Origin of the sequence: Streptomyces asoensis (genome assembly GCF_013085465.1) — a bacterium.
GTDB classification, from domain to species: Bacteria; Actinomycetota; Actinomycetes; order Streptomycetales; family Streptomycetaceae; genus Streptomyces; species Streptomyces cacaoi_A.
The window spans coordinates 8,805,669-8,827,711 of record NZ_CP049838.1; the positions used below are offsets into that span (position 1 = coordinate 8,805,669).

Below are 22,043 nucleotides of genomic sequence, written 5' to 3' on the forward strand. Positions count from 1 at the left end.
ATCCTATGCGCGCGGGGTGTGCGACGCCCGGTGACCGGCGCGGGGGCCGGCGGTCAGCCGCCGCTCCGTTCCGCGTGCACGATCCCGGCGAGCCGCCGGTAGGAGTCCAGCAGCGCGGCACGGTCGTAGGTGCTGGTGGTGACCAGGACCTCCTGCGCCCCCGTCTCCTTCAGCACCGTCTCCAGCTCGTCCGTGACCTGCTCCTCGGTGCCCGCGAGGTGGCCGGTGAGCCCGGACTCGTAGAAACCGCGCTCCTTCGCGGTCATCGCGCGGACCTCGGCCTCTTCGGCGGGCGGCAGCGGCGGGAAGGTGCCGTGGGTGCGGGAGTACGCCATCGACCAGGCCTCCGGGACCAGGAGCCGCCGTGCCGCCTCGGGAGTCCCTGCCACCGCGATCGTGCCGGAGATGACCACATAGGGCTCCGACGCCCAGGGGGAGGGCCGGAAGAGGGCCCGGTAGCGGTCGATGCCGCGCCGCATCTTCTCGCGGCCGCGGAGGTCGCCGATGACCAGCGGCAGCCCCGCGCGGGCGGCGATCTCGGCGCCCTCGCCCATGGCGAGCACGAACGGCGGCACGGTCAGTCCTTCCGGGGGCCGTGCGTGCACCCCCGTGGGCGAGGTGCCGAGGAACCAGCCGAGCAGTTCCTGGAGCTGCCCCGCGAAGTCGTCCGCGTCGTCCTTGTCCCGCCCCAGTGCCTTGCGCACGCCGTCGGTGAAGCCCACCGAGCGTCCCAGGCCCATGTCGACGCGGCCCGGGAAGAGGGACTCCAGGACGCCGAACTGCTCGGCCACGACCAGGGGCCGGTGGTTGGGCAACATCACCCCGCCGGTGCCGACCCGGATCCGGTCCGTCGCGCCGGCCACGGCCGCGGCCAGCACGGTGGGCGCCGATCCGGCGACCCCGGGCACCCCGTGGTGCTCCGACACCCAGAACCGGTGGTAGCCCAGCGCCTCCGCCTCCCGCGCCAGCCGCACGGTGTCCCGGAGCGCCGCGGCGGCGGTGTGGCCCTCGCGCGTGCGCGAGCGGTCGAGGACGGAGAAGCGGGCCGAGGCGATCACGGAGCTCATACGGGGTTCAACACCGCGGGGCCCGCTGGATTCCCCGCACGGCGCGTGCCGTGCGGGGAATCACCCGCTGTGTCGACGCGCGCTCGCCGGCAATTGCCGACTGGCTAGGGTGATGGTGTGACCGACAGCAGCAAGCGGCCCGTCGCCGTCTTCGACCTGGACAACACCCTCGCCGACACGGCCCACCGGCAGCGGTTCCTGGAGCGCAGTCCGCGGGACTGGGACGCGTTCTTCGCGGCCGCGCCGCAGGACCCGCCGATCCCGGAGGGCGTCGCGATGGTGCTGGCCCGCGCCGAGGAGTGCGAGGTCGTCTACCTCACCGGCCGGCCCGAGCGCTGCCGACGCGACACGCTGGAGTGGCTCGCCGCGCAGGGGCTGCCGGAGGGCCGCGTCCACATGCGGCGCAACGACGACCGCAGGCCCGCCCGGCGCACCAAGTTGGAGACTCTTCGCCGACTGGCCCGCGACCGGGAGGTGCGCGTCCTGGTGGACGACGACGAGCTGGTGTGCGGCGACGCCCGACGGGCCGGCTTCACGGTCGTCCTGGCGCGCTGGACGGCCCCCTCGGGCACGCTGAAGCAGGCGCAGGAGCGCGAGGGACGTACCTGAGGGTCGGCCGGGCCCGAGGGCCGGCCGTACAAGAGGGCGCGGCCCTGTGTGGAGGGTGTCGGAGTTCGACCGTCAGTTCGACTCGTCCAGGCGGAAGCCGACCTTCAGGCCCACCTGCCAGTGCGCGATGTCGCCGTTCTCGATCTGGCCGCGCACCTGCGTCACCTCGAACCAGTCCAGGTTGCGCAGGGTCTGCGAGGCGCGGGTGATGCCGTTGCGGATGGCGTCGTCGACGCCGTCCGGCGAGGTGCCGACGATCTCCGTGACCCGGTAGGTGTGCTTCGACATCAGGGTGCTCCTCTCGACCGTGACGGCCTCGTCACGTGTGTCACGCGTCACTCCACCGTGCCCCAAGCTGCGGCGGAGCGCGAGGCGTCGGACCGGACGGGTTCCTTCCGCCCGGCCCCTCTTGACCCCTCGTATTGGTCCATACCAAAATCCGGGGCACCCGTACGAGCGCCGCGCTCGTCCCCCACGTCGGGCCCCTCGCCCCGTCCGCCGGGCAGAACAGGACCCCCGTGAGACGTCGCCTCCTCGCCCTCCTCTGCGTGTCCGCCTGCCTCCTGACCGCCTGTGGCGTGCTGCCGGGGACCGGGGGACCCGACCGCCGGACGGTCACGGTGTGGCTGATGAAGGACAGCGCGTCGCAGGAGTTCCTGGACCGGTTCACCGAGGACTTCGAACACGACCACCCGGACCTCGACCTCGACATCCGTATCCAGGAGTGGACCGGGATCGGCGGCAAGGTGGAGGCCGCGCTGGAGGCCGACGACGGGAACGGGCCGGACGTCATCGAGGTCGGCAACACCCAGGTCCCGCAGTACGTCGACGGCCACGGACTGCTCGACCTGACCCTGGAGTCCGCCGCGAAGTGGGGCCGGGACGACTGGCTGCCCGGCCTCGCCGAACCCGGACAGCAGCGCTTCCACCAGTACGGCATCCCCTGGTACGCCGCGAACCGGGTCGTGATCTACCGCAAGGACCTCTTCGAGCAGGCCGGCGTCACCGCCCCGCCCGCCACCCGCGCCGAGTGGCTGGCCGCCACCGAGAAGCTGAACTCGGGCGGGAACCAGGGCATCTACCTGGCCGGGCAGGACTGGTACACGCTCGCCGGGTTCATCTGGGACGAGGGCGGCGACCTCGCCACCGAGGACGGCGGCCGCTGGGAGGGCGCCCTCGACACCCGGGCCGCCCTGCGCGGTATGGACTTCTACCGGCGGCTCCAGTCCCTCGGCGGCGGTCCCGTGGCGGCGGACGAGGAACATCCGCCCCAGGCAGGGGTGTTCGCCACGGGCAAGGTGGCGCAGATCGTGGCCGTGCCCGGACTGGCCCGCGCGGTGGTGCAGCAGAATCCCGCCCTGGAGGGCGAGTTGGGCTTCTTTCCCGTTCCCGGCAAGCGCGCGGGCCGGCCCGGCGCGGTCTTCACCGGCGGCTCCGACCTCGTCGTCCCGGTCGACACCGACGCCCGGGAGGGTGCCATCGCGGTGGTCGCCGCGCTGACCGGCGCAGAGTGGGACACCGAACTGGCCCGCACCATGAACTACGTGCCGAACAAGGCGAAGCTGGCGAAGTCCGTCGCCGGTGAGGAGGGGGTCGCGGCCATGGCGGCGGGGGCCGCGCAGGGCCGCGCGACCCCCAGCACACCCGAGTGGGCCGCCGTCGAGGCGGACAACCCGATCAAGGACTACATGACGAAGGTGCTCACCGGTGCCGACCCGGCGACCGAGGCCCGCCGCGCCGCCCGCCGGATCACGGAGGCGCTGACGGTGGCCTTCTGACGGCCTCGGCCGCGCTGTGGTCGGCGCTCAGTGGGCGCGCTGCTCAGCGGACGGTGCTCAGCGGACGGTGCTCAGTGACAGCGCGAAGCGGCCCGCGCCGTCCGTCCACCAGTGGCTCAACTCCAGGCCGACGGCGGCCAGTTCCGTGCGCACTCCGTCCTCCCGGAACTTCGCCGACACCTCGGTGCGCAGTTCCTCGCCGGCCGCGAAGTCGACGGCGAGATCGAGTGCGGGAACCTTCACGGTCTGCGCCGTACGGGAGCGCAGCCGCATCTCGATCCACTCGTTCCCCGCGTCCCAGAGAGCGACGTGGTCGAAGGCTCCGGGGTCGAAGTCGGCGCCCAGCTCACGGTTGACCACGGCCAGCACGTTCTTGTTGAACTCGGCCGTCACCCCGGCCGCGTCGTCGTACGCCCGCACCAGCACCCGCTCGTCCTTGACGAGGTCGGTGCCCAGCAGCAGCGTGTCGCCCGGCGCGAGCAGCGCGCGCACCGAGGCGAGGAACAGCGCGCGCTCGGCCGGCAGCAGGTTGCCGATCGTGCCGCCGAGGAACGCCACGAGGCGCGGCCCCGGGGTGTCGGGCAGTGCCAGTGCCGCCGTGAAGTCGGCGATCAGGGCGTGCACGTCCATCCCCGGCCGCTCGGCGATCAGGGCCTGCCCGGCCTGGGTGAGGGCGCTCTCGCTGACGTCGACGGGCACATAGGTGTCCAGGTCGGTCAGCGCGTCGATCAGATAGCGGGTCTTCTCCGAGGAGCCCGAGCCGAGTTCGACGAGCGTGCGGGCACGGGCCGCCGCGGCGATCTCGCCGGCCCGGTCCACGAGGATCTCGCGCTCGGCGCGTGTCGGGTAGTACTCGGGCAGTTCGGTGATCCGCTCGAACAGCTCACTGCCGTGCGCGTCGTAGAACCACTTCGGCGGCAGGGTCTTCGGGGTGTCGGTGAGGCCGCGCTGGACGTCGGCGCGCAGGGCGGCGTCCGTGGCGTCCTCGGGGAGGGTGCGGGTGATGCGGAACGGGCTCACGTGCCGGTCTCCTCGGTTGGTGCGGATGCCGTGTCGGTGCTCGGTTCCTTGAGCGGGGTGAGCAGGACGTCGGCGCGGCTCGCCGCGAGCAGGGTGCGGTCGGGGACCTCCTGCCAGCGCGGATCGTCGTCGTACGGTTCGGAGGCCACGACCGTGCCCCGGCCGGGCTCCGCCAGATACCAGAGGGTGTCGCCCCAGGCGGTGGCGGTGATGGACTCCCCGTCGGTGAGAAGCAGGTTGAGGCGCGAGCCGGGAGCCGCCGCGGCGACCTCGAGCACGGTGTCCGCCAGTGCCTGGCTCCCCGTGTCGCCGGCGCGCAGCCGGGCGAGGATCAGCGCCCAGACGAACGCGGAGTCGTTGCGCGCCTCCATCGACAGCAGGTCCGCGGCGGGCAGCGAACCGGTCAGCGACTCCAGTGAGCGCGGCCAGCCCGCGACCGCCCCGTTGTGGCTGAACAGCCAGGTCCCGGCCGCGTACGGCGCCGCCGCGGCCTCCGCGTCGGCACCCGCCAGCGTCGCGTCCCGTACGGCGGCCAGCAGCGCCCGGCTGCGTACGACCCGGGCCAGGTCGGCGAAGGACAGGTCCGACCAGATGGGGCCGGCCCGGCGGTAGCGGGCCGGCACCGGGTCCCCTTCGGCGTACCAACCGACCCCGAAACCATCGGCGTTGACCGTCCCGTGCCGCTGCCGCCGGGGCGCCCACGATTGCCGGTACAGACTGTGCGGGGGCTCCAGGAGGAGCCGCCCGAGCGGCTCCCCGTGCCCCAGATACGCGAGGTGACGGCACATCAGACGGCCCCTGAGCGGGCCGTGCGGAACCCGGAGAAGATCTGCCGCCGGATCGGGTAGTCCCAGTTGCGGAACGTGCCCCGGCAGGCCACCGGGTCCACCGCGAAGGAGCCGCCGCGCAGCACCTTGTACTCGGGGCCGAAGAACACCTCCGAGTACTCCTTGTACGGGAACATGCGGAAACCGGGGTAGGGAAGGAAGTCGCTGGACGTCCACTCCCACACGTCACCGATCAACTGCCGTACCCCGAGCGGGGATTCCCCCGCCGGGTAGCTGCCCGCCGGGGCCGGCCGCAGGTGGCGCTGGCCCAGGTTGGCATGTTCGGGGGCGGGGTCGGCGTCGCCCCACGGGTAGCGCATCGAGCCCCCGGTCGCCGGGTCGAAGCGGGCCGCCTTCTCCCACTCCGCCTCGGTGGGCAGCCGGCGTCCGGCCCAGCGGGCGTAGGCGTCGGCCTCGTACCAGCACACGTGCAGCACCGGCTCGTCGGGCGGTACGACCTCGGTGACTCCGAAGCGGCGGCGCAGCCACTGCCCGCCGTCCCGGTGCCAGAACAGCGGCGCGTGGACGCCGTTGCGGCGAATGTGCGACCAGCCCTCCTTCGTCCACCAGCGCTCGTCGTCGTAGCCGCCGTCCTCGATGAACGCCTCGTACGCGCCGTTCGTCACCGGGGTGGTGTCGATGTGGAAGGGGGCCACCTCGCGCCGGTGCGCCGGCCGTTCGTTGTCCAGCGCCCAGGGCTCACCGGAGGTGCCCATGGTGAACGGGCCGCCGGGCACGAGGACCTCGGCCGGGCCGGTGAACAGCGGCACCGGATCCGGGTCGGGCGCGGTGAGTGCCTGGGGGCCGGTACGGAGCTGATGGGTGATCAGCATGGTCTCGTCGTGCTGCTGTTCGTGTTGCGCGATCATCCCGAAGGCGAAACCGGCCTCCGTCAGCCGGGTGCCGCCGAAGTCGGCGGACTCCAGCACGTCCATCACCCGGCCGCGCACCTCCGCCGCGTAGCGGCGGGCCTCGCCGGGCGGCAGCAGCGGCAGGGAGGGCCGTTCGGCGCGCGAGTGCTCGAAGGCGTCGTACAGGCCGTCGATCTCGGGGTGCATCGCCTCACGGCCGGCCACCGTGCGCAGCAGCCACAACTCCTCCTGGTTCCCGATGTGTGCGAGGTCCCACACCAGGGGGGACATCAGCGGGGAGTGCTGGGCGGTGAGGTCGGGCTCCTCGACACAGCTCGTCAGGAGCGTGGTGCGCTCCCGGGCCGTGGTGAGGGAGGCGAGCACCCGGGCGCGGAGGGTGTCGGCGTCCGGGCCGGGGCCGTCGTCCAGGTCGGGAACGGCGTTCAGCGCCTGCCCGGTGTCCAGGGCGGGGTCGGTCATGTGCGGAGGTCCTTCCCGTACGCGCGGGTGTCCGTGCCGCGCAGGCGGTCGAGCAGGTCGTCGGCGGGGGTACGGCCCTTGAGGACGTACCGCTCCAGGTAGTCCGACACGGCGTCCGTCACCGCCTCGGTGGCGCCGAGGCGGGGCAGGGCCCGCAGAGCCGTGGTGAAGCAGGCGACGGCGACCTCGTGCAGCTCCGGGTCGGTCAGTCCGTACCGGGCCGCGTCGATCCACAGCGGATTGTGCGGGGCCGGCAGCGGCTGGGCCCGCTCGGCCAGCGGCTTCACCGCGCGATAGACGCTCTCGGCGGCCTCCGGATCGTCGAACAGCGCCGTCGTCACGGCGAGCGGCACGATCCAGCCGTCGTCGCCGGGCTGCGCGTCGATCATGCGCAGCTCCAGGTGCCCGCGTGGTCTGACCGGCGGGAACAGCGTGGTGAGGTGGTAGTCGAGATCCTCCCGGGTCGGTGCTCCCGTCCGGGTCCACTGCCGGAAGGTGAGCCGGTCGGGCACCTCCCACGGCCCGCTGTCGCGCCGTACGCACATCACCGGCGCGTCCAGCACATGCCGGGCCCAGGCCGCGCGCGGATCGCCGTCCAGGGCGGGTCCGCCCGCGCGGCCGGCGCCGATCTCCGTCCACAGCAGCTGCCGGGTGGAACGCCAGCCGGTGGGGGCGCCGCCGAGCAGCGGGGAGTTGGCGAAGGCCGCCACCAGGACGGCGCCGAGCGTGTGCGACAGCCACCAGCGCCGCCCGTGCCCCAGGGGGCCGGGCTCCTCGTACCCGGCGTCCAGGCAGACCTGCACGGAGGCCGAGGTGCACATCATGGCGCGGCCGGCCGGGCCCGTGCGGTCGAGGCACGCCTCCATGGCGTCGTAACGGGGCTCGTGGAGGAACCTGCGGGGTGTGCGCCAGGGGTCCGTGCCGTTGCCGGAGAGTACGAGACCCTGCTCGGCCAGGACCGCGCGGACGGCGGTCAGATCGGCGGAGACGGTGCCCACGCACTCCATCAGGGAGGCGGCGGGCGGCGAGCTCAGTTCCAGCTGGCCGCCGGGTTCGACGGTGAGCGGTGAGCTCAGGGGCAGGGTGCGCAGTGCGGCGTAGGCCGCTTCGAGTCGTTCGGGTGTGACGGGGAGCCGCGGCTCGCGCAGCTCGTGGACGAGCCATTCCACCTCGACCCCGACGGTGCGAGGTGGTCCGGTCTTGAAACAGATGCCCCTGACCAGGGCCTCCACCTCGGCTTCGGTGAGGGCGCCGCGGGACGGGGTCTCGTCGGTACAGTCACTGACTGAGTCGGACATGTCGGGATCCTCCTGAGATTCCACCATGCCACCGGTCCGGCCTCGGTGCGGCCGGACAGGCATCGCTCGTCCCACCCAAAACCCTCGAACGGATCCGCACAAGGGTACACAACCGTACATTCGGGACCGAGTTCGAGCTGTTTTCCAGGGGTTCCCGACCGGTCCGCGGAGTGTTTCCCGGCCCGGGAAACTCTGTTGCACGCGATGTCCAGGATCGCTCACGATGCGTGTATGAGCACGACGGGGGAGACGGGCGGGGCACGGGGGACGGCGCGGCGCGCGGCCATGGAGTCCACGGGGGTGGCCCCATGAGCGCGCGGCTGCGCGGCATCGCGCGGGAGACGGAGGAGATCGTCGCGGCGGGGCGCTACCGCGCGTCCGACGGGCGCGAGGTGTCCCTCTCCGCGGCGATCGAGACCGCCCGGGTGGGGACGCGGATGGCGGGACCGGGTCCGGTCGAGGTGCCGGAGGGGCCGGCCGTGAACTCTCCGGCGCACGCCTTCGGTGACACGCTCGTCGAGGTCACCGGCGAGAGCAGCCTGGAGGCGGCCCGCCGGCTCGCCGACGCCGGCCCGGTCGCCGTGCTGAACTTCGCCTCCGCCCGCAATCCCGGCGGCGGCTACCTCAACGGGGCCCAGGCGCAGGAGGAGGCCCTGTGCCGGGCCTCCGCGCTGTACACGTGTCTGCTCGAGGCCCGCGAGTTCTACGACCACCACCGCGCCCACCGCGACCCGTTCTACACGGACCGCGTCATCCACTCACCGGCCGTGCCCGTCTTCCGCGACGACCGGGGCCGTCTGCTCGACGAGCCCTACGGCGTCGGCTTTCTGACGGCCGCCGCCCCGAACGCGGGCGTGGTGCTGCGGACGGCCCCGGAGCGCGCGTCCGAGTTGCCGGGTGCGTTGGCCGTCCGGGCCGGGCGGGTCCTGGAGACCGCCGCCGCGCACGGCTACCGGCGCCTGGTGCTGGGCGCGTGGGGCTGCGGGGTGTTCCGCAACGACCCCGCGCAGGTGGCGGGGGCGTTCCGGGCGCTGCTCGGCCCCGGCGGGCGGTTCGAGCGTACGTTCGATCATGTGGCGTTCGGGGTGCTGGACCGGACGCCGGGAAGCGTGGTGCTGGGCGCTTTCGAGAGGGTGTTCGACCGGAAGGGCCCTCAGGTCCAGCCGTAGCGCTCGTGCAGGCGGTGCCGGACCAGGTTGAACCGCATCCGGTCCAGCGCGCAGGCCTCACGGCGCATGCCGTCCTCGTGCAGCCGCAGAACGCGGTCGACGTCCACCCAGGAGTCCCGCCCGGACCGGTCCCAGGGCCCGCCGCCGATCGGCACCCACTCGCGGTCGCCGTCGTGCCGCTTGCTCGACAGCTGTACGGCGAGGAAGGTCCCGCCCGCCTCCCGGGCGACGACGAGCACCGGGCGGTCCTTGCCCCGGCCGTCGTTCTCCTCGAAGGGCACCCAGGTCCAGACGATCTCGCCGGGGTCCGGGTCGCCGTCGTGGGCGGGGGAGTACTCGGTGCGCACCCGGCCGACCTCGCGGGGGTCGGCCTCGGTGGTGGCGGAGGGGCCGGAGCGGCCCGGGACGTCTTCATCGGTAAACGCGGTCACGGGGGCACCCTAAGGGGTACCCCCGTGACCACTTCGTCAGCGGTTCACTTCTCCTCGACCGGCACACGCTGCGACGCCGGGTTCGCCGTCCCGTTGAGGGAGGAAGTCCCGTTCACCGCCTGCCCGTTCTGGTTCATCGAGGAGAGCAGCTGACGGGCCAGCCCCAGCCCCGTCCCGCCCATGGTGAGCGCCTTGGCCAACATGTCGGCCACGCCGTCGGCGCCGTTGAGCACCACCATGTTGTCGACGTTGCCGAAGGCGGACGCGCCCGCCTGGACGATCTCCGGCCACTTCTCCGCGAGTTGCTGTGCGACGACGGCCTCCTGGTTCTCGGCGAGGGCGGCGGCGCGGGCCTTGATCGCGTCGGCCTCGGCGAGGCCCTGGGCCCGGTTCGCCTCGGCCTTCGCCAGGCCCTTCGCCTGCGTGGCGGCGGCCTCCGCCTCACCGGTGGACCGGGTCTCCGTCGCCTTGGCCTCGGCCGCCGAGATCCGGGCGTCGCGCTCGGCCTCGGCCAGCGTCCGCTTCTCGTACGCCTTGGCGTCGGCCGGCTTGCGGACATCGGCCTGGAGCTGCTGCTCGCGCCGCTGCGCCTCCAGTTCGGCGACCCGGGTCTCCTGGACCACGACCTCCTGGCGGGCCGCGGCGTCGGCGAGCGGTCCGGCCTGGCGGGCCTTGGCGTTGGCCTTGTCCTGTTCGGCCTGGTACCCGGCCTTGAGGATCTCGCTGTCCCGGGTGGCCTCGGCCATCCGCCCGAACGCCAGCTGCTCGGCCTCGGTGGCGAGCCGGTCGGCCTCCGCCTGCGCGATGCGCGCGTCCCGCCGCACGGCCGCCAGATGCGGGGCGGACAGGTTCTTGATGTACCCGGTCGGGTCCTCGATCTCGTGGATCTGGAGCGAGTCCACGATCAGGCCCAGTTTCTCCATCTCCGTGCCGCACGCGGCACGGGCCTGCCCGGTCAGCTTCTCCCGGTCGCGGATCATGTCCTCGACCGTCAAGCCGCCGACGATGGCCCGCAGATGACCGGCGAACACGGTGTGGACGCGCTCGGCCATCAGCTTCTGCTGGTCGAGGAAGCGGCGGGCCGCGTTGGCGATCGACACGAAGTCGTCGCCCACCTTGAAGATGACCACGCCCCGCACCTTCAGCGGAATGCCCTGGTGGGTGACGCAGTCCACGTGCAGTTCCGTCTGGTTCAGGTCGAGCGAGAGCTTGCGCACGGCCTGCATGCCGGGCGTCACGAGCGTGCCGCGCCCGGTGACGATCCGGAAGCCCATTCCCTCCTCGAGCCCCTCCAGCTTGTGCTTCGAACCAGAGATGATGAGCGCCTCGTTGGGCTCCGCGACCCGCCACATCAACTTGAACGCACCGATCAGGACGAGGACGGCGCCGATTGCCGCCCCGACGATGAGACCGACTTCCATGGGCATGCACTCCCCCGGTGCAGGGTGCCCTCGGGCACCGAACGTAACGGGAGTGTGGGCCCGCGCACGAGCCGTGTACAGACAGGGCCGAACCGCTGTTGCCCGCTTGGTACATACGGCACACGACGGGCACGTGCCGCTTCAACCGCCGTACATCGCCGCGACATAGACCGTCCGCGGCGGAAGGTACTCCACCACCGTCACCATCGTCCCCCGCTCGATGCGTTCCGTGCCGGCGGCGGCGTAGGCCAGGAAGTGCTCCGCGCCGCCGCGCACGCGGACGATCACCTCGCCGACGAGCCCGGGCCCGACCGTTCCGGTGACCCGCCCCATGAGCCCGACCATCGACGTATCGTCCATGGTCACAGAGTAGGGGCGGAACGCCCTTCCACCGCAGGGCTTTCCACGGTGACCGGCTCCGGCGGCCACATCTCGTGCCAGCGCCGTTGCGCCTCCAGCTGCGCGGCGAGCGAGATCAGCAGCGGCTCGCTGTTCGCCGGGCCGAGCAGCTGCGCCCCGACCGGCAGCCCGCCGGGCGCGAAGCCCGCGGGGACGTTGACGCCGGGCCAGCCCAGCACGTTCCACGGCCAGGCGTAGGGGCAGGCGGCGATCATCGCGCGGTCGGTGGCGAATCCGCTCAGGTGCAGCATGGCCCCGATGCGGGGCGGGGGAGCGGCCGTCGTCGGCGCGAGGATCACGTCGTACTTGTCGAAGAAACCCCCGATACGGCGGTGCAGGACGGCCTCCGCGCGCCGGGCGGCCCGCAGCGGGACCCCGCCCAGCAGCCGGCCCAGCCGGGCGGCGCCCCGGGTGCGCCGGTCGAGAAGCGCGGGGAAAGGGGCCTCGGCGACCCGCTCGGCGATGCCCGCGGTCGCCCGGGGCACGAAGGTGAGGCCGATCTGTCCGTACGGCGGGTCGGCCTCCTCGACGGTGTGCCCGAGGCCCGCCAGCGTCTCGGCGACTTCGAGGACGCGGGCGCGCACCTCGGGGCGCAGCCGGGCGGGTACGGCGGTGAACGGGGGCTTCAGCGACAGCGCGATCCGCAGCCGGCCGGGGTCACGGCCCACCGCCGCCGAGGCGTCGACGGCGGGCGGCCGGTGCGGGTCGTGCGCGTGGTTGCCGCTCGCCGCGTCGAGCAGCAGCGCCGCGTCCGCGACCGTACGGGCCAGCGTGCCGTTGACGGTGATGCCGTGGAAGGACTCGCCGCGCGGCCAGGTCGAGACCCGGCCGCGCTGCGGCTTGATGCCGACCAGATGCGTCCAGGAGGCGGGGATGCGGACCGAGCCGGCCCCGTCCGAGCCGAGCGCGGCCGGCACCAGACCCGCCGCGACCGCGGCCGCCGAACCGCCGGAGGAGCCGCCCGGGGTGTGCTCGGTGCTCCACGGGTTGCGGGTCGCACCGAAGGCCGGGCCCTCGGTGAACGGCCACTGTCCCAGCTCGCAGGTGTTGGTCTTGCCGACGATCACGGCCCCGGCGGCGCGCAGCCGCCGTACCGCCTCGCCGTCCTCGGTGACCGTGGGGTGCACGCCCTGACAGCCGAAGGCGGTCGGCTCGCCCGCCACGTCCATGTCGTCCTTGACGGCGACGGGGACTCCGAGCAGCGGCCGCCGGCCCCCGGCCGCCAACTCCCGGTCGGCCGCGTCGGCTTCGGCGAGCGCTGCCTCGGCCCGGATGATCCGGAAGGCGTTGAGGGTGCTCTGGCTCGCGTCGATCCGGGCGAGGGTCCGCTCGACGAGCGTGCGGGAGGACACCTCGCCCTCGGCCAGCGCGCGGGCGGTGGCCGTCAGGCCTGCGGCACGGTCGGGCGTCATGCGGGGCACCTCCGGGACGACGATGTCTACCGCACGGTAACGTCTGGCGGCCCGGCGGTGGAACGGCGCGCGGACGGAGAGGGTTTGACCGTCCGCCACAAGGGCGGCGGCCCGCCCCGCCACAGACGTCCCACAGGCATCGTCCGTTCCTGCGCAAAGGATTGACGTGTTCCTGCCTCGCCCCTACCTTCTGATCGACTTTCCGAACTTTGTTCGGAATTTCGAACCTTGAGCCGTAGGAGAGCCGCCATGACGACCCGTCCCCCCGCCCCGTCCCGCCGTGCCCTGCTGCGCGCGATGGCCGTCCTGCCCGCCACGGCACTCGTGCTCGGCGAAGCGCCCGGCCTGCTCGGCACGGCCCTGGCCGCCGCACCGGCCGCCGGTTCGGCCACCCGCTACACGATCGTGCCGTTCCTCAACAGCGACGACGGAACGGTGAACGTCTACCAGTCCGACGACGCCACCGACTTCCGGCTGGTGCAGTCCTCCGCCTACACCCCGCCGAGCAACCGCATCCGCGACGCGAGCGTCTTCAAGCACACCAACGGCTACTACTACGTCACCTACACCACCCACACCTGGCAGGACGCCAGCACCACCATCGGCTTCGCCCGCAGCTCCGACCGGGTCAACTGGACGTTCCTGTACGACTACACGGTCCCGATCGCCAACCTCTCCCGCGCCTGGGCGCCGGAGTGGTTCGTCGACAGCGACGGCAGCGTCAACGTCATCGTGTCCTGCTCGGTGACCAGCGACGAGTGGATCTTCACCCCGTATCTGCTGAAGGCCACCAACTCCGCGCTCACCGCCTGGAGTTCACCGGTCGCCCTGTCCGGCATCGGGCCGAACCACATCGACACCTACATCGTGAAGGTCGGCTCGACCTACCACGCGTTCACGAAGAACGAGACGGCGAAGTACATCGAGTACGGCACGGCGTCGAGCCTGGCCGGCCCCTACACGATCACCAGGACAGGTGACTGGGCGGGCTGGGGCAGCTACCGCGAGGGCCCGTCCGTCATCCAGCTCGACAACGGCGCCTGGCGGATCTTCTTCGACGGCTACGGCGACGGCAACTACTACTGGAGCGACAGCTACGACTCCTTCGCCACCTGGAGCGCGCCCAAGGCGCTGCCCGGCATCTCCGGCACGGCACGCCACTTCACGGTCATCAAGGAGACGGTGACCGGTGGCCCCACCCTCACGAAGAACGTCACCCGCTCCCTCCGGTCCGCCAACTACACCACCCGCTACTGGCAGGAGCAGTCCGCCCTGCTCAACCTGCCCGTGGTGACCAGCTCCAGCACCACCGCCGAGAAGCAGGCGTCCACCTTCACCGTCGTGGCGGGCCTCGCCGACGCGAACGCGTACTCCTTCCGCGACGCCGCCGGCAACTACCTGCGCCACTACTCCTTCCGGGGCCGCTTCGACGCCAACGACGGCACGGCGTCCTTCGCGAAGGACGCCACCTTCATCGCCCGGACGGGATCGGCGAGCGGTTCGGTCCGCTTCGAGTCGTACAACTACCCCGGCTACTACCTGCGCCACTACAACTACCAGCTCCGGGTGGAACAGCCCGACGGCACGGACCTGTTCCGCCAGGACAGCTCCTTCGTGGCGGCGACCGCCTGGGCCTGAGCCGCCTCCTGCTCACTCCCTGCTCACCCCGCCGCTCACCCTGCTCACTTTCCTGCGCGCCCACGAGAGGCCCGCGGTCGATGCGACCGCGGGCCTCCGCCGTCCGGGCGTCCCTCGAGGAGGCCCGGAGGACCAAGCCAGAAACCCTCGAAGGTCCGTCATTTGACATTGCGGCTTCTTTAACGTTCACGAATGATCGGGACAGGTGAGACCCGCCGCACGGCGCGGACCGCATTCGGCCGCCGCGCCGCATGTGGCCACGGGGGGCCGGGGTCTCGGGAAAACGGGGGGACCACCCTCATGACGTCCATCGCCCTGGCCCCGTGCCCAGGTCGGGTCCATGGAAAGGTGATGGAGAGGATGACGTCATGAGCTTGGGCAGCAGCCCGACGCAACAGCCCCTGACCCCAGCCGGCTCGCCGCTGGAGTCCCTGCTGCGGATCGCCGACACGCTCAGCAGCCTCGAGCGGTACGCCACCGAGACGGCCGGCCAACTGGTCCTCGCCGAGGACACGTGCGCCGAGGCCGCCGAGGCGCCGGGCAGCATCCGGTACGTCGAGGGCCGGGGCGCCGTCCAGGACGCCGTCGACGAGGTGCTGTGGCGGGCGAAGCGCGAGATCCTCACCTCCCATCCGGACGGACCGGACCCCGCGCCCCCGCTGGACGAGACCTGGGCGGCGGTCCACGACCCCCTGACCCGCGGAGTCGTCATGCGGACGCTGTTCCAGCACAGCGCCCGGTTCTCCGAGCCGACGAAGAAATACGTGCAGCAGGTCATGAGTTACGGCGTGGAGGTGCGCACGCTCCCGGAGTTCTTCGACAGGCTGGTCGTCGTCGACGGTGAGGTCGCCGTCATCCCCGGCGGCGAACACGGCCACAGCGCGGCACTGATCCGGGACCGCGCCGTCGTCGCCTTCCTCGGTGACGTCTTCGAGCGGGCCTGGGTACGGGCCGAGCGGTTCCCGTTCCGTCCGGTACGTGCGGCGGACGCGGCCGGCGAGGTCGTGCCGGACCTGCGGCAGGCCATCACGACGCTGCTGATCGAGGGCCGCTCCGACAAGGCGATCGCGCGCCGCCTCGGCATGAGCCTGCGGTCCGTGCAAAGCCATATCGCCTCCCTCCGCGAGCAGTACGGCGCCCAGCACCGCTTCCAACTCGGCTACGAGATGGCGCGCGACGCGTACGCCGCCGCGCCCACCGTCGCCGTGCCCACCGCCCCGGCCGGGTCCGCCCCGTAGTCGGCCCCGGCCGGGAACGGCTTTGTCCGGCCGCCTACTTCTGCGCCATCAGCAGATACTCGTGCGACCGGTTCGTCCGCATCGGGTCGTCGTCCTTGACCGGCCAGTCGTAGAGGTGGACGCGTTCGTCCCCCAGGGTCAGATGACGGCCGAGCACGCGCGCCGCGTCCCAGGCCAGCGGGACGAACCGGTCCGCCAGCCGCCGGTTCTGGACGGCCACGACCGCGTAGGCGCCCGGCCGCATCACCCGAGCGACGGCCGCGAACGTCTCGTCGAGCGCCGCCAGATAGACGTCGTAGTCGCGCAGCGCGTACATCTGCCCGGGGTCGGGCGACTCGGCGTCCAGATCGGTGCCGAAGTACGGCAGGTCGCACAGGACGAGGTCCACGGTGCCGGGGTCGAGCGGAGGCTTGCGGGCGTCGCCGCAGAGCATGCGCTGCTCCGGGTAACGCGCGACGCGCTGTTGAGCCTCCTGCGCGCGCGAGGGGTTGATCTCGATGCCGACCCCGCGCCGCCCCTCGGCCGCGCAGGCCACCAGAGTGGTGCCCCACCCGGCGAAGGGATCGAACACCAGGTCGCCCGGCTTGCTCAACTCCGTTATCAGCGGCCGCAACTGGCTGACGAGACCACTCTGCCCCGCGACCTCCTCCAGTGCGAACTCCGGGTCCTCTGCGCCGAGCACACGCCAACTGGAAATCCCCATGACGGTCACGCAACCTTTCTGGTGGGGCCGGTATCGGAGACGGCCGGTCCGGCCGTGGGCAGCACCGGATGCACCGCGGCCCGGGGCAGCGTGCGCTCGAGGCGCAGCACACCCAGCGCGGAGCCTGCCGTGGCCGCCGCGAGCAGCAGCCACATCCCGGTGGCCGAGAGCGACAGCAGGGCCGTGAGCACGGTCGGCGCGAGCGCGATGGGCACCGCCCAGGACAGCTGGTAGACCGCGAGATGACGGCCGCGGGTCTCCTCCGGCGCGGCCTGGGCCACCAACGCGGAGGCCGTGGCGCCGTGCAGCAGCTCGCCCGCGGTGAACGCGGCCACCGCGGCGAACACACCGGCGATCAGCGCGGCCCCGGTCGACACACTGCCGAGCACCGCGAAGGTGACGAACGACAGCGCGAAGATGCCCGCGCCGAGCGCCACCGCACGCGTTCGGCGATATCTGACCAGGACCCGGGTGACCGGAATCTGGAGCACCGCGATCCCCACCGTGTTGACCGCGTACAGGACGCCCACCAGCGAGACGGGCGCGTCCAGTTCACGGGTGAGATACACCGGCAGGGCCACGGACAGCACCATGTACCCGAAGGCGGTCGGGATGTTCAGCAGCGTGAGGCCCAGGAAGGGACGGTTGCGCGCCACCATCCGGTAGCCGCCCTTGCGGGAGACCCGGTCGCCCGCCGGCTGTGCCGACGCGCCGGGGCGGATCGTACTGAGCAGCGCGGCCGACAGCAGATAGCCGGCGGCCGCGCCGAGCACGACGAAGTAGAACCCGGACTCGTCCAGGGCGAGGGCCGCGCCCGCGAGGAGGCCGCCCACGCCCATCCCGGCGTTGCGCAGACTGCGCTGGAGGGCGAGCAGCTTGTCCCGCTCGGCGCCTCGTACGATCTCCGCCACGAAGGACTGGATGGCCGGCGGGTAGGAGGTGTCGCCGAGCGCGACCGGCAGCACCACCGCGAACATGGCCACGCCGTTGTCGACCAGGGGATAGGTGCAGAACGCCGAGGCGCGCAGCACGTATCCGCCCACCAGCACGGCGCGGGCGCTGAAGCGGTCGATCAGCACGCCGGCGACCGGGTTGCTCACCAGACCGATCACCGAGGCGGCCGTCACGATCGCGCCGACCTGGGTCAGCGGCAGATCGGTGACGTGGTGGAAGTAGAGGAGCGACAGCGGCAGGTACATGCCGCTGCCGGTCGCGTCGACGATCATGCCCAGCATGTACTTGAAGCGGACGGACGACAGCTTCTCCCTCATGCCGTCTCCACCGCCACGATCTTCGTCTCCGCGATGACCCGGGCGCCCAGGGCACGCAGTCTGCGCTCGCATGCGACCCGGGTCGGGGCCGAACCCACCACCGCGGTGAGGAAGTCGGCGGAACCCGACGCCGGGGCGATCACCTGCCCCTCCTCGGCGAAGAGCCAGAAGCCCCGCACCCACTCCTCGTCGGGGACCGCGGGCAGCGAACGCACCAGACCGGGCCGCTTCATCGTGAGCACCTGCCCCGACATGCAGCGCGGCCGCAGTCGCCCCTCGGCGTCCGTGGCGCCCTCGACCGCGGGCAGCGGGAGACCGGCCTCCGCACGGGTCACCTGCACGGCGAGCTGGATCCCGAAGAGGGTCTCGAACACCTCACGGATCTTCGCGCCGCCCGAGCGGCCCGCGATCTCGCACAGCACCAGACGGTCGTCGGGCGTGTGGAACACCTCCGCGTGGAAGGCGTGCGTGCGCAGCCGCGAGTCCTCGGGCTTCAGGGCCGCCAGGGTCCGCTCGATCAGCGTGAGCAGCCGGGGGGTGAGCGGGTCGTCCACGTCCAGGGTCAGATCGACCCGCGGCCCGGGGTCGGCCCCGAACGAGGCCAGCTCGTACTGGTACTGGGAAGGCCAGGCGGCCACGGTGCGCCCGTCCACCACCAGCCCGTCGACATGGCACATCCGCCCGGGAACGTACGCCTCGATCAGCAGGTCGTCCCGCGGACCGCCGCCGTAGGCCTGTGCGAGCCGCAGCTCCAGCTCGTCGGGGTCGGCGATGATGCGCAGCCCGATGGAGTTGTAGCCCGCCCGGTCCTTCAGCACCACCGGGAATCCGTACCGTGCGGCGAAGTTGCGGGCCTCCCGGGCGGTGCCCGGCACGGTGTGCGGGGCGACCTCGATGCCGGCCCGCCGGGCCAGCCGCTTCATCAGGGCCTTGTCACGGAACGGCGTGATGTCGGCGCTCCACGCCCCGTCGAGGCCGAGACGCTCGCGCAGCCGGGCGGCGAGGAGCACGTCCGCCTCGTGGTGGGCGATGACGTGCGTGATCCGGTACTCCTCGGCGAGGGCGAGCGCGCGGGACGGCACCGCCTCGTCGTCGAGGGTGTCGAAGAGTTCGAGGTGGGTGAAGTCGTGGCCGGTGCCGTCCGGGATCTCCTCGCCGGCCAGCTCGATCTTGTCCCGGGCGGCGAGGACGACGACATCGCCCGGATACGGCGCCGAGCCGTCGAGGCCGGGCGCGTCCCCGTCCAGCCACCGGCGGTAGGGGAAGGCGGCGAACGGGTTGCGGTGCAGGACGAGGACGCTCATGCCGGGACCACCGTCCGGTCGCTCACCGGCGCGGCAGCGGCCAGGCCCGGCCGGCCGTCGGGGTCCTTCACCCAGACCTTCACCACGTCGCCGACGAGTTCCGCGCCGCGCCGGATCGCCGCCGTGGTGTCCTCGCCGGTCACGGCGACCAGGCCGAGGCGGTCCCAGTTGTCCCGCAGGGGACGCACCGTCTCCCCGGGCCTGGCGCTGATGCGTACCGCGAGCACATCGGCGAGCGCCTGTGCCTCGGCCACGCCGTCCACCGCCTCCACGACGTCGCCCGGCCGGCCCACCACGGACCGCACGGCGGCCCCGCCGTGCGCCTCGGGCCGGTCGGGTAGCTCCTCGGCCAGGCCGAAGGGCGCGGCGAGGGCGAGCTTGACGGTGTCGATGCCGTAGACGCTGTACACCAGGTCGGTGATGGCGTCACCGGCGATCCGGTTGTGGCTCTCGATGACGCGGGGACCGCGGGCGCCGATCCGGATCTCGGTGTGGCAGACGCCGTCCCTGACGCCGAGCCGGTCCAGGAAGCCGGTGACGGCCGCGCGTACCCGCTCGTCGACCCCCGCGCCGAGCCGGGCGGGGACCGCGTGGCCCAGTTCGGCGAAGTGCGCGGGGTCGGTGAACTTCTCGGTGACGGCGATGACCACATGGCGTCCGGCGGAGCTGAAGGACTCCACGCTGTACTCGGGGCCGTCGAGGTACTCCTCCATCAGGAAGTCCCGCAGCAGCATCAGCGTCGAGACCCGGTCCGTCCTGGTGCCCGACAGCCGCCGTACCTCGGCCCAGACCCGCTCGGCGTCGGCGGGCCCGTCGAGGCGGTACACACCGATACTGGCGGTGGCGTCCGTCGGCTTCACGATGAAGGGGTAGCCGTACCGCTCCCCGAAGGCGTCCAGGTCCTCGCGCCCGCGCAGCGGCCGGGCGTGCACCGCGTCGGGGTCGAGCCCGGCCAGGTGCTCGCGCATGACGACCTTGTCGCGGAAGCGCCGGGTCACCTCGTAGCCGGTGCCGCCCAGGCTGAACAGGTCGTTGACACGGGCCGCGTTCTCCAGGCCCGGCTCGGTGATCGAAGTGGCGGCGGCGAAGCCGGGGGAGTCCCACAGCCGCCTGGCTATCGGCTCCACCAGGTCCCAGCGGGTGTAGTCGACGACCTCCACCCGGTCGGCGAGGCGCTCCTGCTCGGCACTGATCTTCGTGGGGTGCTGGAGCAGCAGGACGTACAGGCCCAACTGCTTGGCCTTGAACACGGTTTCGTCGGTGGCCCCGACGAGCAGCAGTGAACGCTCAGGATTCATGGGTCCGTTCCGATCCGTTCCGGTGTGAGGGCCGCGCGTCCGTGCGCGGGCCCTCCGTGGGGGTGAGGGCGGGCAGGCGGTCGGCCGGCACCTGGTCCGCGGTCGCGGTGCCGGGCAACTCGCCCACCGCAGCCGGGGATTCGGGCAGTTGCTCGATGGTCGCCCGTGGGGCGTTCACATGCACCCCCTTGGGCACGTCACGGAGCACCAGGGACATCGCGCCGATCAGGGCGTCGTCGCCGACGGTGATCGGCCCGAGCAGGGTGGCCCCCGCGCCGACCGTCACACCGTTGCCGAGCCGGGGATGCCGGCGGCCGCCCTGCCGGGCGCGCTCCTGCTCGTGCCACCAGCCGAAGGACCCGAGCGTGACCTGGTGGAAGAGTGACACGTCGTCACCGATGACGGCGGTCTCACCGACCACGACCCCGCTGCCGTGGTCGACGAAGAACCGCCGGCCGATCTGCGCGCCCGGATGGATCTCGATGCCTCCGGTGAGCACCTTGGTGGTGGTGCACACCAGCCGCGCGACGAGACGACGGCCGTGCCGGTAGGCGAAGTTGCTCGTCCGGTGGCCCAGCAGGGCCAGCACCGTCGGATGCAGCAGCGCCTCGGTGCGGGACCGGACCGAGGGGTCGCGGGCGACGATGACGTCGAGGGTCTCCCCGATCCGCCGGCGCAGCGAGGGCGAGGTGCGCGCCGGGCTCATCCGGCCGGCCGCGACGCGCCGCCGACCGCGACCCGGGCCGGCTCCCGCGGGGCCTCCTGGGCCTCGGGCCACCAGCTGAGGTAGCGCTCTCCGGTGTCGGGGAAGACGGTGACGACCGTGGCACCGGCCAGGTCGTGTCGGCGTGCAAGCTCCAGACAGCCGTACGCGGCGGCGCCCGAGGAGACACCGACCAGCAGTCCGGTGGCGGCGGCGATGGCACGGGTGGTGGCCGCCGCGTCCTCGTCCTCGACCACGATCACCTCGTCGATGACCGAGACGTCGGTGACCGGGCTGGTGAATCCGCCGTTCAGACCGGGGATCCGGTGCGGTCCCGGCTCGCCGCCGGACAGCAGCGGGGAGCCCGCGGGCTCGACCGCCACGACCCTCAACGCCGGGTTGTGTTCCCGCAGACGGTGGGCGATCCCGGTCAGGGTGCCGCCGGTGCCGACGCCGCACACCAGATGGTCGACGTCGCCGCCGGTGTCCCGCCAGATCTCCGGGCCCGTGGTCTCGTAGTGCGCCCGTACGTTGGCGGCGTTCAGGTGCTGGCCCGCGTACCAGGACCCGGGAGTGTCGGCGTGCAGCTTCTCGGCGCGCTCCACACAGCCGGCGAAACCGAGGGTGTGGTCGGTGAACTCGACCTCGGCGCCCAGCATGCGCAGCGTCAGCAGGCGCTCCCGCGAGGCGTTGTCGGGGAGCACGATCCGGCAGGCGTAGCCGCGGGCGGCGGCCAGCGCGGCCAGGGCGATACCGGTGTTGCCCGAGGTGGACTCGACGATCGTCCCGCCGGGCCGCAGTGCCCCCGACTCCTCGGCGGCGCGGAGCATGAACAGCGCCGCCCGGTCCTTGATGCTGGACAGCGGGTTGGCCGCCTCCAGCTTGGCCAGCACACGGGCGTCGGCGGGCAGCCCCGGCAGGCTCAGCCGCAGCATCGGGGTGTTGCCCACGAGTTCCTCGAGTGAGCCGACGACACTGCCGGTGGATGGTTCGGTCACGGGGCCCTCCGGATCGGTTCTGCTCGAGACGTGCCACGGGTTCCGTGCGCTTTTCCGTGGTCACGTGCACACCCAGAATCTGCCGCGCTCGGTGCGCGATGGCCACGCCGCCCATGGTTCGGGTTGCC

At 72.5% G+C, this 22,043-nt stretch carries 21 protein-coding genes; 5 read left to right on the forward strand and 16 right to left on the reverse strand.

All coding sequences use genetic code 11. The features are described from left to right. Positions 1–53: 53 nt before the first annotated feature. Positions 54–1,067 (reverse strand): LLM class flavin-dependent oxidoreductase, encoded by a 1,014-nt coding sequence (locus G9272_RS39150; RefSeq protein ID WP_171400953.1) that lies wholly within the window; start codon positions 1,065–1,067, stop codon positions 54–56. 117 nt (positions 1,068–1,184) lie between these two features. Here G9272_RS39150 and G9272_RS39155 point away from each other — a divergent pair, with 117 nt between their 5' ends. Beyond that, positions 1,185–1,676 (forward strand): LNS2 domain-containing protein, encoded by a 492-nt coding sequence (locus G9272_RS39155; RefSeq protein ID WP_171400954.1) that lies wholly within the window; start codon positions 1,185–1,187, stop codon positions 1,674–1,676. Between the two features lie 72 nt (positions 1,677–1,748). Here G9272_RS39155 and G9272_RS39160 read toward each other — a convergent pair whose 3' ends face one another. Continuing rightward, positions 1,749–1,964, reverse strand: coding sequence for a dodecin (locus tag G9272_RS39160; protein WP_171400955.1), 216 nt, complete (start codon positions 1,962–1,964; stop codon positions 1,749–1,751). Positions 1,965–2,194: 230 nt separating this feature from the next. Between G9272_RS39160 and G9272_RS39165 the strand changes: the two genes are divergently transcribed. After that, positions 2,195–3,454, forward strand: coding sequence for an extracellular solute-binding protein (locus G9272_RS39165; protein WP_171400956.1), 1,260 nt, complete (start codon positions 2,195–2,197; stop codon positions 3,452–3,454). A 57-nt stretch (positions 3,455–3,511) separates the two neighbouring features. On the opposite strand, the gene egtD is transcribed toward G9272_RS39165, so the two are convergent. Genes egtD through egtA form a run of 4 tightly spaced genes read right to left on the reverse strand, consistent with a single transcriptional unit; the run spans position 3,512 to position 7,930 of the window. Further along, positions 3,512–4,474: an L-histidine N(alpha)-methyltransferase gene (egtD, locus tag G9272_RS39170; RefSeq protein WP_171400957.1), complete on the reverse strand. Its 963-nt coding sequence runs from the start codon at positions 4,472–4,474 to the stop codon at positions 3,512–3,514. After that, positions 4,471–5,262 carry an ergothioneine biosynthesis protein EgtC gene (gene egtC / locus G9272_RS39175; RefSeq protein WP_171400958.1) on the reverse strand — a complete coding sequence of 264 codons (792 nt, stop codon included), beginning with the start codon at positions 5,260–5,262 and terminating at the stop codon, positions 4,471–4,473. The genes egtD and egtC overlap by 4 nt, the downstream gene beginning before the upstream one ends. Further along, the gene (egtB, locus tag G9272_RS39180) at positions 5,262–6,632 is read right to left on the reverse strand and encodes an ergothioneine biosynthesis protein EgtB (protein ID WP_171400959.1); all 1,371 of its coding nucleotides are present in this window, start codon (positions 6,630–6,632) and stop codon (positions 5,262–5,264) included. Before egtB ends, egtC begins: the two co-directional genes overlap by 1 nt. Next, positions 6,629–7,930, reverse strand: a complete 1,302-nt coding sequence (egtA, locus tag G9272_RS39185; RefSeq protein WP_171400960.1) for an ergothioneine biosynthesis glutamate--cysteine ligase EgtA — start codon at positions 7,928–7,930, stop codon at positions 6,629–6,631. Before egtA ends, egtB begins: the two co-directional genes overlap by 4 nt. A 308-nt stretch (positions 7,931–8,238) precedes the next feature. On the opposite strand from egtA, the gene G9272_RS39190 reads away from it, so the two are divergent. Then, a complete protein-coding gene (locus tag G9272_RS39190; protein ID WP_171400961.1) occupies positions 8,239–9,099 on the forward strand; it encodes a TIGR02452 family protein in 861 nt (286 codons plus the stop codon). Here the strand turns inward: G9272_RS39190 and G9272_RS39195 are convergent. The 4 genes from G9272_RS39195 to G9272_RS39210 form a co-directional block, all read right to left on the reverse strand. Next, entirely contained in the window at positions 9,084–9,530 is a 447-nt protein-coding gene (locus G9272_RS39195) for a type II toxin-antitoxin system PemK/MazF family toxin (RefSeq protein WP_171400962.1), read from the reverse strand. The two genes, G9272_RS39190 and G9272_RS39195, sit on opposite strands and share 16 nt — an antisense overlap. Before the next feature lie 44 nt (positions 9,531–9,574). Then, positions 9,575–10,957, reverse strand: a complete 1,383-nt coding sequence (locus G9272_RS39200) for a flotillin family protein (RefSeq protein ID WP_171400963.1) — start codon at positions 10,955–10,957, stop codon at positions 9,575–9,577. A gap of 135 nt (positions 10,958–11,092) precedes the next feature. After that, positions 11,093–11,311, reverse strand: coding sequence for a hypothetical protein (locus G9272_RS39205; protein WP_253268076.1), 219 nt, complete (start codon positions 11,309–11,311; stop codon positions 11,093–11,095). 2 nt (positions 11,312–11,313) lie between these two features. Then, positions 11,314–12,762, reverse strand: coding sequence for an amidase (locus G9272_RS39210; RefSeq protein ID WP_171400964.1), 1,449 nt, complete (start codon positions 12,760–12,762; stop codon positions 11,314–11,316). 249 nt (positions 12,763–13,011) lie between these two features. Between G9272_RS39210 and G9272_RS39215 the strand changes: the two genes are divergently transcribed. Both G9272_RS39215 and G9272_RS39220 read left to right on the forward strand, forming a co-directional pair. Further along, positions 13,012–14,400 carry a glycoside hydrolase family 43 protein gene (locus G9272_RS39215; RefSeq protein WP_171400965.1) on the forward strand — a complete coding sequence of 463 codons (1,389 nt, stop codon included), beginning with the start codon at positions 13,012–13,014 and terminating at the stop codon, positions 14,398–14,400. Between the two features lie 368 nt (positions 14,401–14,768). Further along, positions 14,769–15,638 carry a LuxR family transcriptional regulator gene (locus tag G9272_RS39220; protein ID WP_171400966.1) on the forward strand — a complete coding sequence of 290 codons (870 nt, stop codon included), beginning with the start codon at positions 14,769–14,771 and terminating at the stop codon, positions 15,636–15,638. A 34-nt stretch (positions 15,639–15,672) separates the two neighbouring features. Here the strand turns inward: G9272_RS39220 and G9272_RS39225 are convergent, their stop codons facing one another. From G9272_RS39225 to G9272_RS39250, 6 genes are read right to left on the reverse strand one after another with little or no spacing between them, the layout of a single operon-like run. After that, complete coding sequence (locus tag G9272_RS39225; protein WP_171400967.1) at positions 15,673–16,341, reverse strand: TRM11 family SAM-dependent methyltransferase; 669 nt, start codon at positions 16,339–16,341, stop codon at positions 15,673–15,675. Positions 16,342–16,346: 5 nt separating this feature from the next. Continuing rightward, positions 16,347–17,612, reverse strand: a complete 1,266-nt coding sequence (locus G9272_RS39230; RefSeq protein ID WP_171400968.1) for an MFS transporter — start codon at positions 17,610–17,612, stop codon at positions 16,347–16,349. Further along, on the reverse strand, positions 17,609–18,916 hold the full coding sequence (locus G9272_RS39235) for an ATP-grasp domain-containing protein (protein WP_171400969.1): 1,308 nt from the start codon (positions 18,914–18,916) through the stop codon (positions 17,609–17,611). Before G9272_RS39235 ends, G9272_RS39230 begins: the two co-directional genes overlap by 4 nt. Then, positions 18,913–20,214 (reverse strand): ATP-grasp domain-containing protein, encoded by a 1,302-nt coding sequence (locus tag G9272_RS39240; protein ID WP_171400970.1) that lies wholly within the window; start codon positions 20,212–20,214, stop codon positions 18,913–18,915. Before G9272_RS39240 ends, G9272_RS39235 begins: the two co-directional genes overlap by 4 nt. Further along, a complete protein-coding gene (gene epsC / locus G9272_RS39245; RefSeq protein ID WP_171400971.1) occupies positions 20,204–20,920 on the reverse strand; it encodes a serine O-acetyltransferase EpsC in 717 nt (238 codons plus the stop codon). The genes G9272_RS39240 and epsC overlap by 11 nt, the downstream gene beginning before the upstream one ends. Further along, positions 20,917–21,915, reverse strand: a complete 999-nt coding sequence (locus G9272_RS39250; protein WP_171400972.1) for a PLP-dependent cysteine synthase family protein — start codon at positions 21,913–21,915, stop codon at positions 20,917–20,919. The genes epsC and G9272_RS39250 overlap by 4 nt, the downstream gene beginning before the upstream one ends. Between the last annotated feature and the right edge of the window lie 128 nt (positions 21,916–22,043).

Bases quoted from the DNA above. Each gene is read 5' to 3' on its own strand.
- G9272_RS39210 (WP_171400964.1), bottom strand. From the start codon at position 12,762: ATGACGCCCGACCGTGCCGCAGGCCTGACGGCCACCGCCCGCGCGCTG.
- G9272_RS39215 (WP_171400965.1), top strand. From the start codon at position 13,012: ATGACGACCCGTCCCCCCGCCCCGTCCCGCCGTGCCCTGCTGCGCGCG.
- egtB (WP_171400959.1), bottom strand. From the start codon at position 6,632: ATGACCGACCCCGCCCTGGACACCGGGCAGGCGCTGAACGCCGTTCCC.
- G9272_RS39230 (WP_171400968.1), bottom strand. From the start codon at position 17,612: ATGAGGGAGAAGCTGTCGTCCGTCCGCTTCAAGTACATGCTGGGCATG.
- G9272_RS39240 (WP_171400970.1), bottom strand. From the start codon at position 20,214: ATGAATCCTGAGCGTTCACTGCTGCTCGTCGGGGCCACCGACGAAACC.
- G9272_RS39190 (WP_171400961.1), top strand. From the start codon at position 8,239: ATGAGCGCGCGGCTGCGCGGCATCGCGCGGGAGACGGAGGAGATCGTC.
- egtC (WP_171400958.1), bottom strand. From the start codon at position 5,262: ATGTGCCGTCACCTCGCGTATCTGGGGCACGGGGAGCCGCTCGGGCGG.
- egtA (WP_171400960.1), bottom strand. From the start codon at position 7,930: ATGTCCGACTCAGTCAGTGACTGTACCGACGAGACCCCGTCCCGCGGC.
- G9272_RS39160 (WP_171400955.1), bottom strand. From the start codon at position 1,964: ATGTCGAAGCACACCTACCGGGTCACGGAGATCGTCGGCACCTCGCCG.
- G9272_RS39220 (WP_171400966.1), top strand. From the start codon at position 14,769: ATGAGCTTGGGCAGCAGCCCGACGCAACAGCCCCTGACCCCAGCCGGC.
- G9272_RS39150 (WP_171400953.1), bottom strand. From the start codon at position 1,067: ATGAGCTCCGTGATCGCCTCGGCCCGCTTCTCCGTCCTCGACCGCTCG.
- G9272_RS39235 (WP_171400969.1), bottom strand. From the start codon at position 18,916: ATGAGCGTCCTCGTCCTGCACCGCAACCCGTTCGCCGCCTTCCCCTAC.
- G9272_RS39205 (WP_253268076.1), bottom strand. From the start codon at position 11,311: ATGGACGATACGTCGATGGTCGGGCTCATGGGGCGGGTCACCGGAACG.
- epsC (WP_171400971.1), bottom strand. From the start codon at position 20,920: ATGAGCCCGGCGCGCACCTCGCCCTCGCTGCGCCGGCGGATCGGGGAG.
- G9272_RS39200 (WP_171400963.1), bottom strand. From the start codon at position 10,957: ATGCCCATGGAAGTCGGTCTCATCGTCGGGGCGGCAATCGGCGCCGTC.
- G9272_RS39225 (WP_171400967.1), bottom strand. From the start codon at position 16,341: ATGGGGATTTCCAGTTGGCGTGTGCTCGGCGCAGAGGACCCGGAGTTC.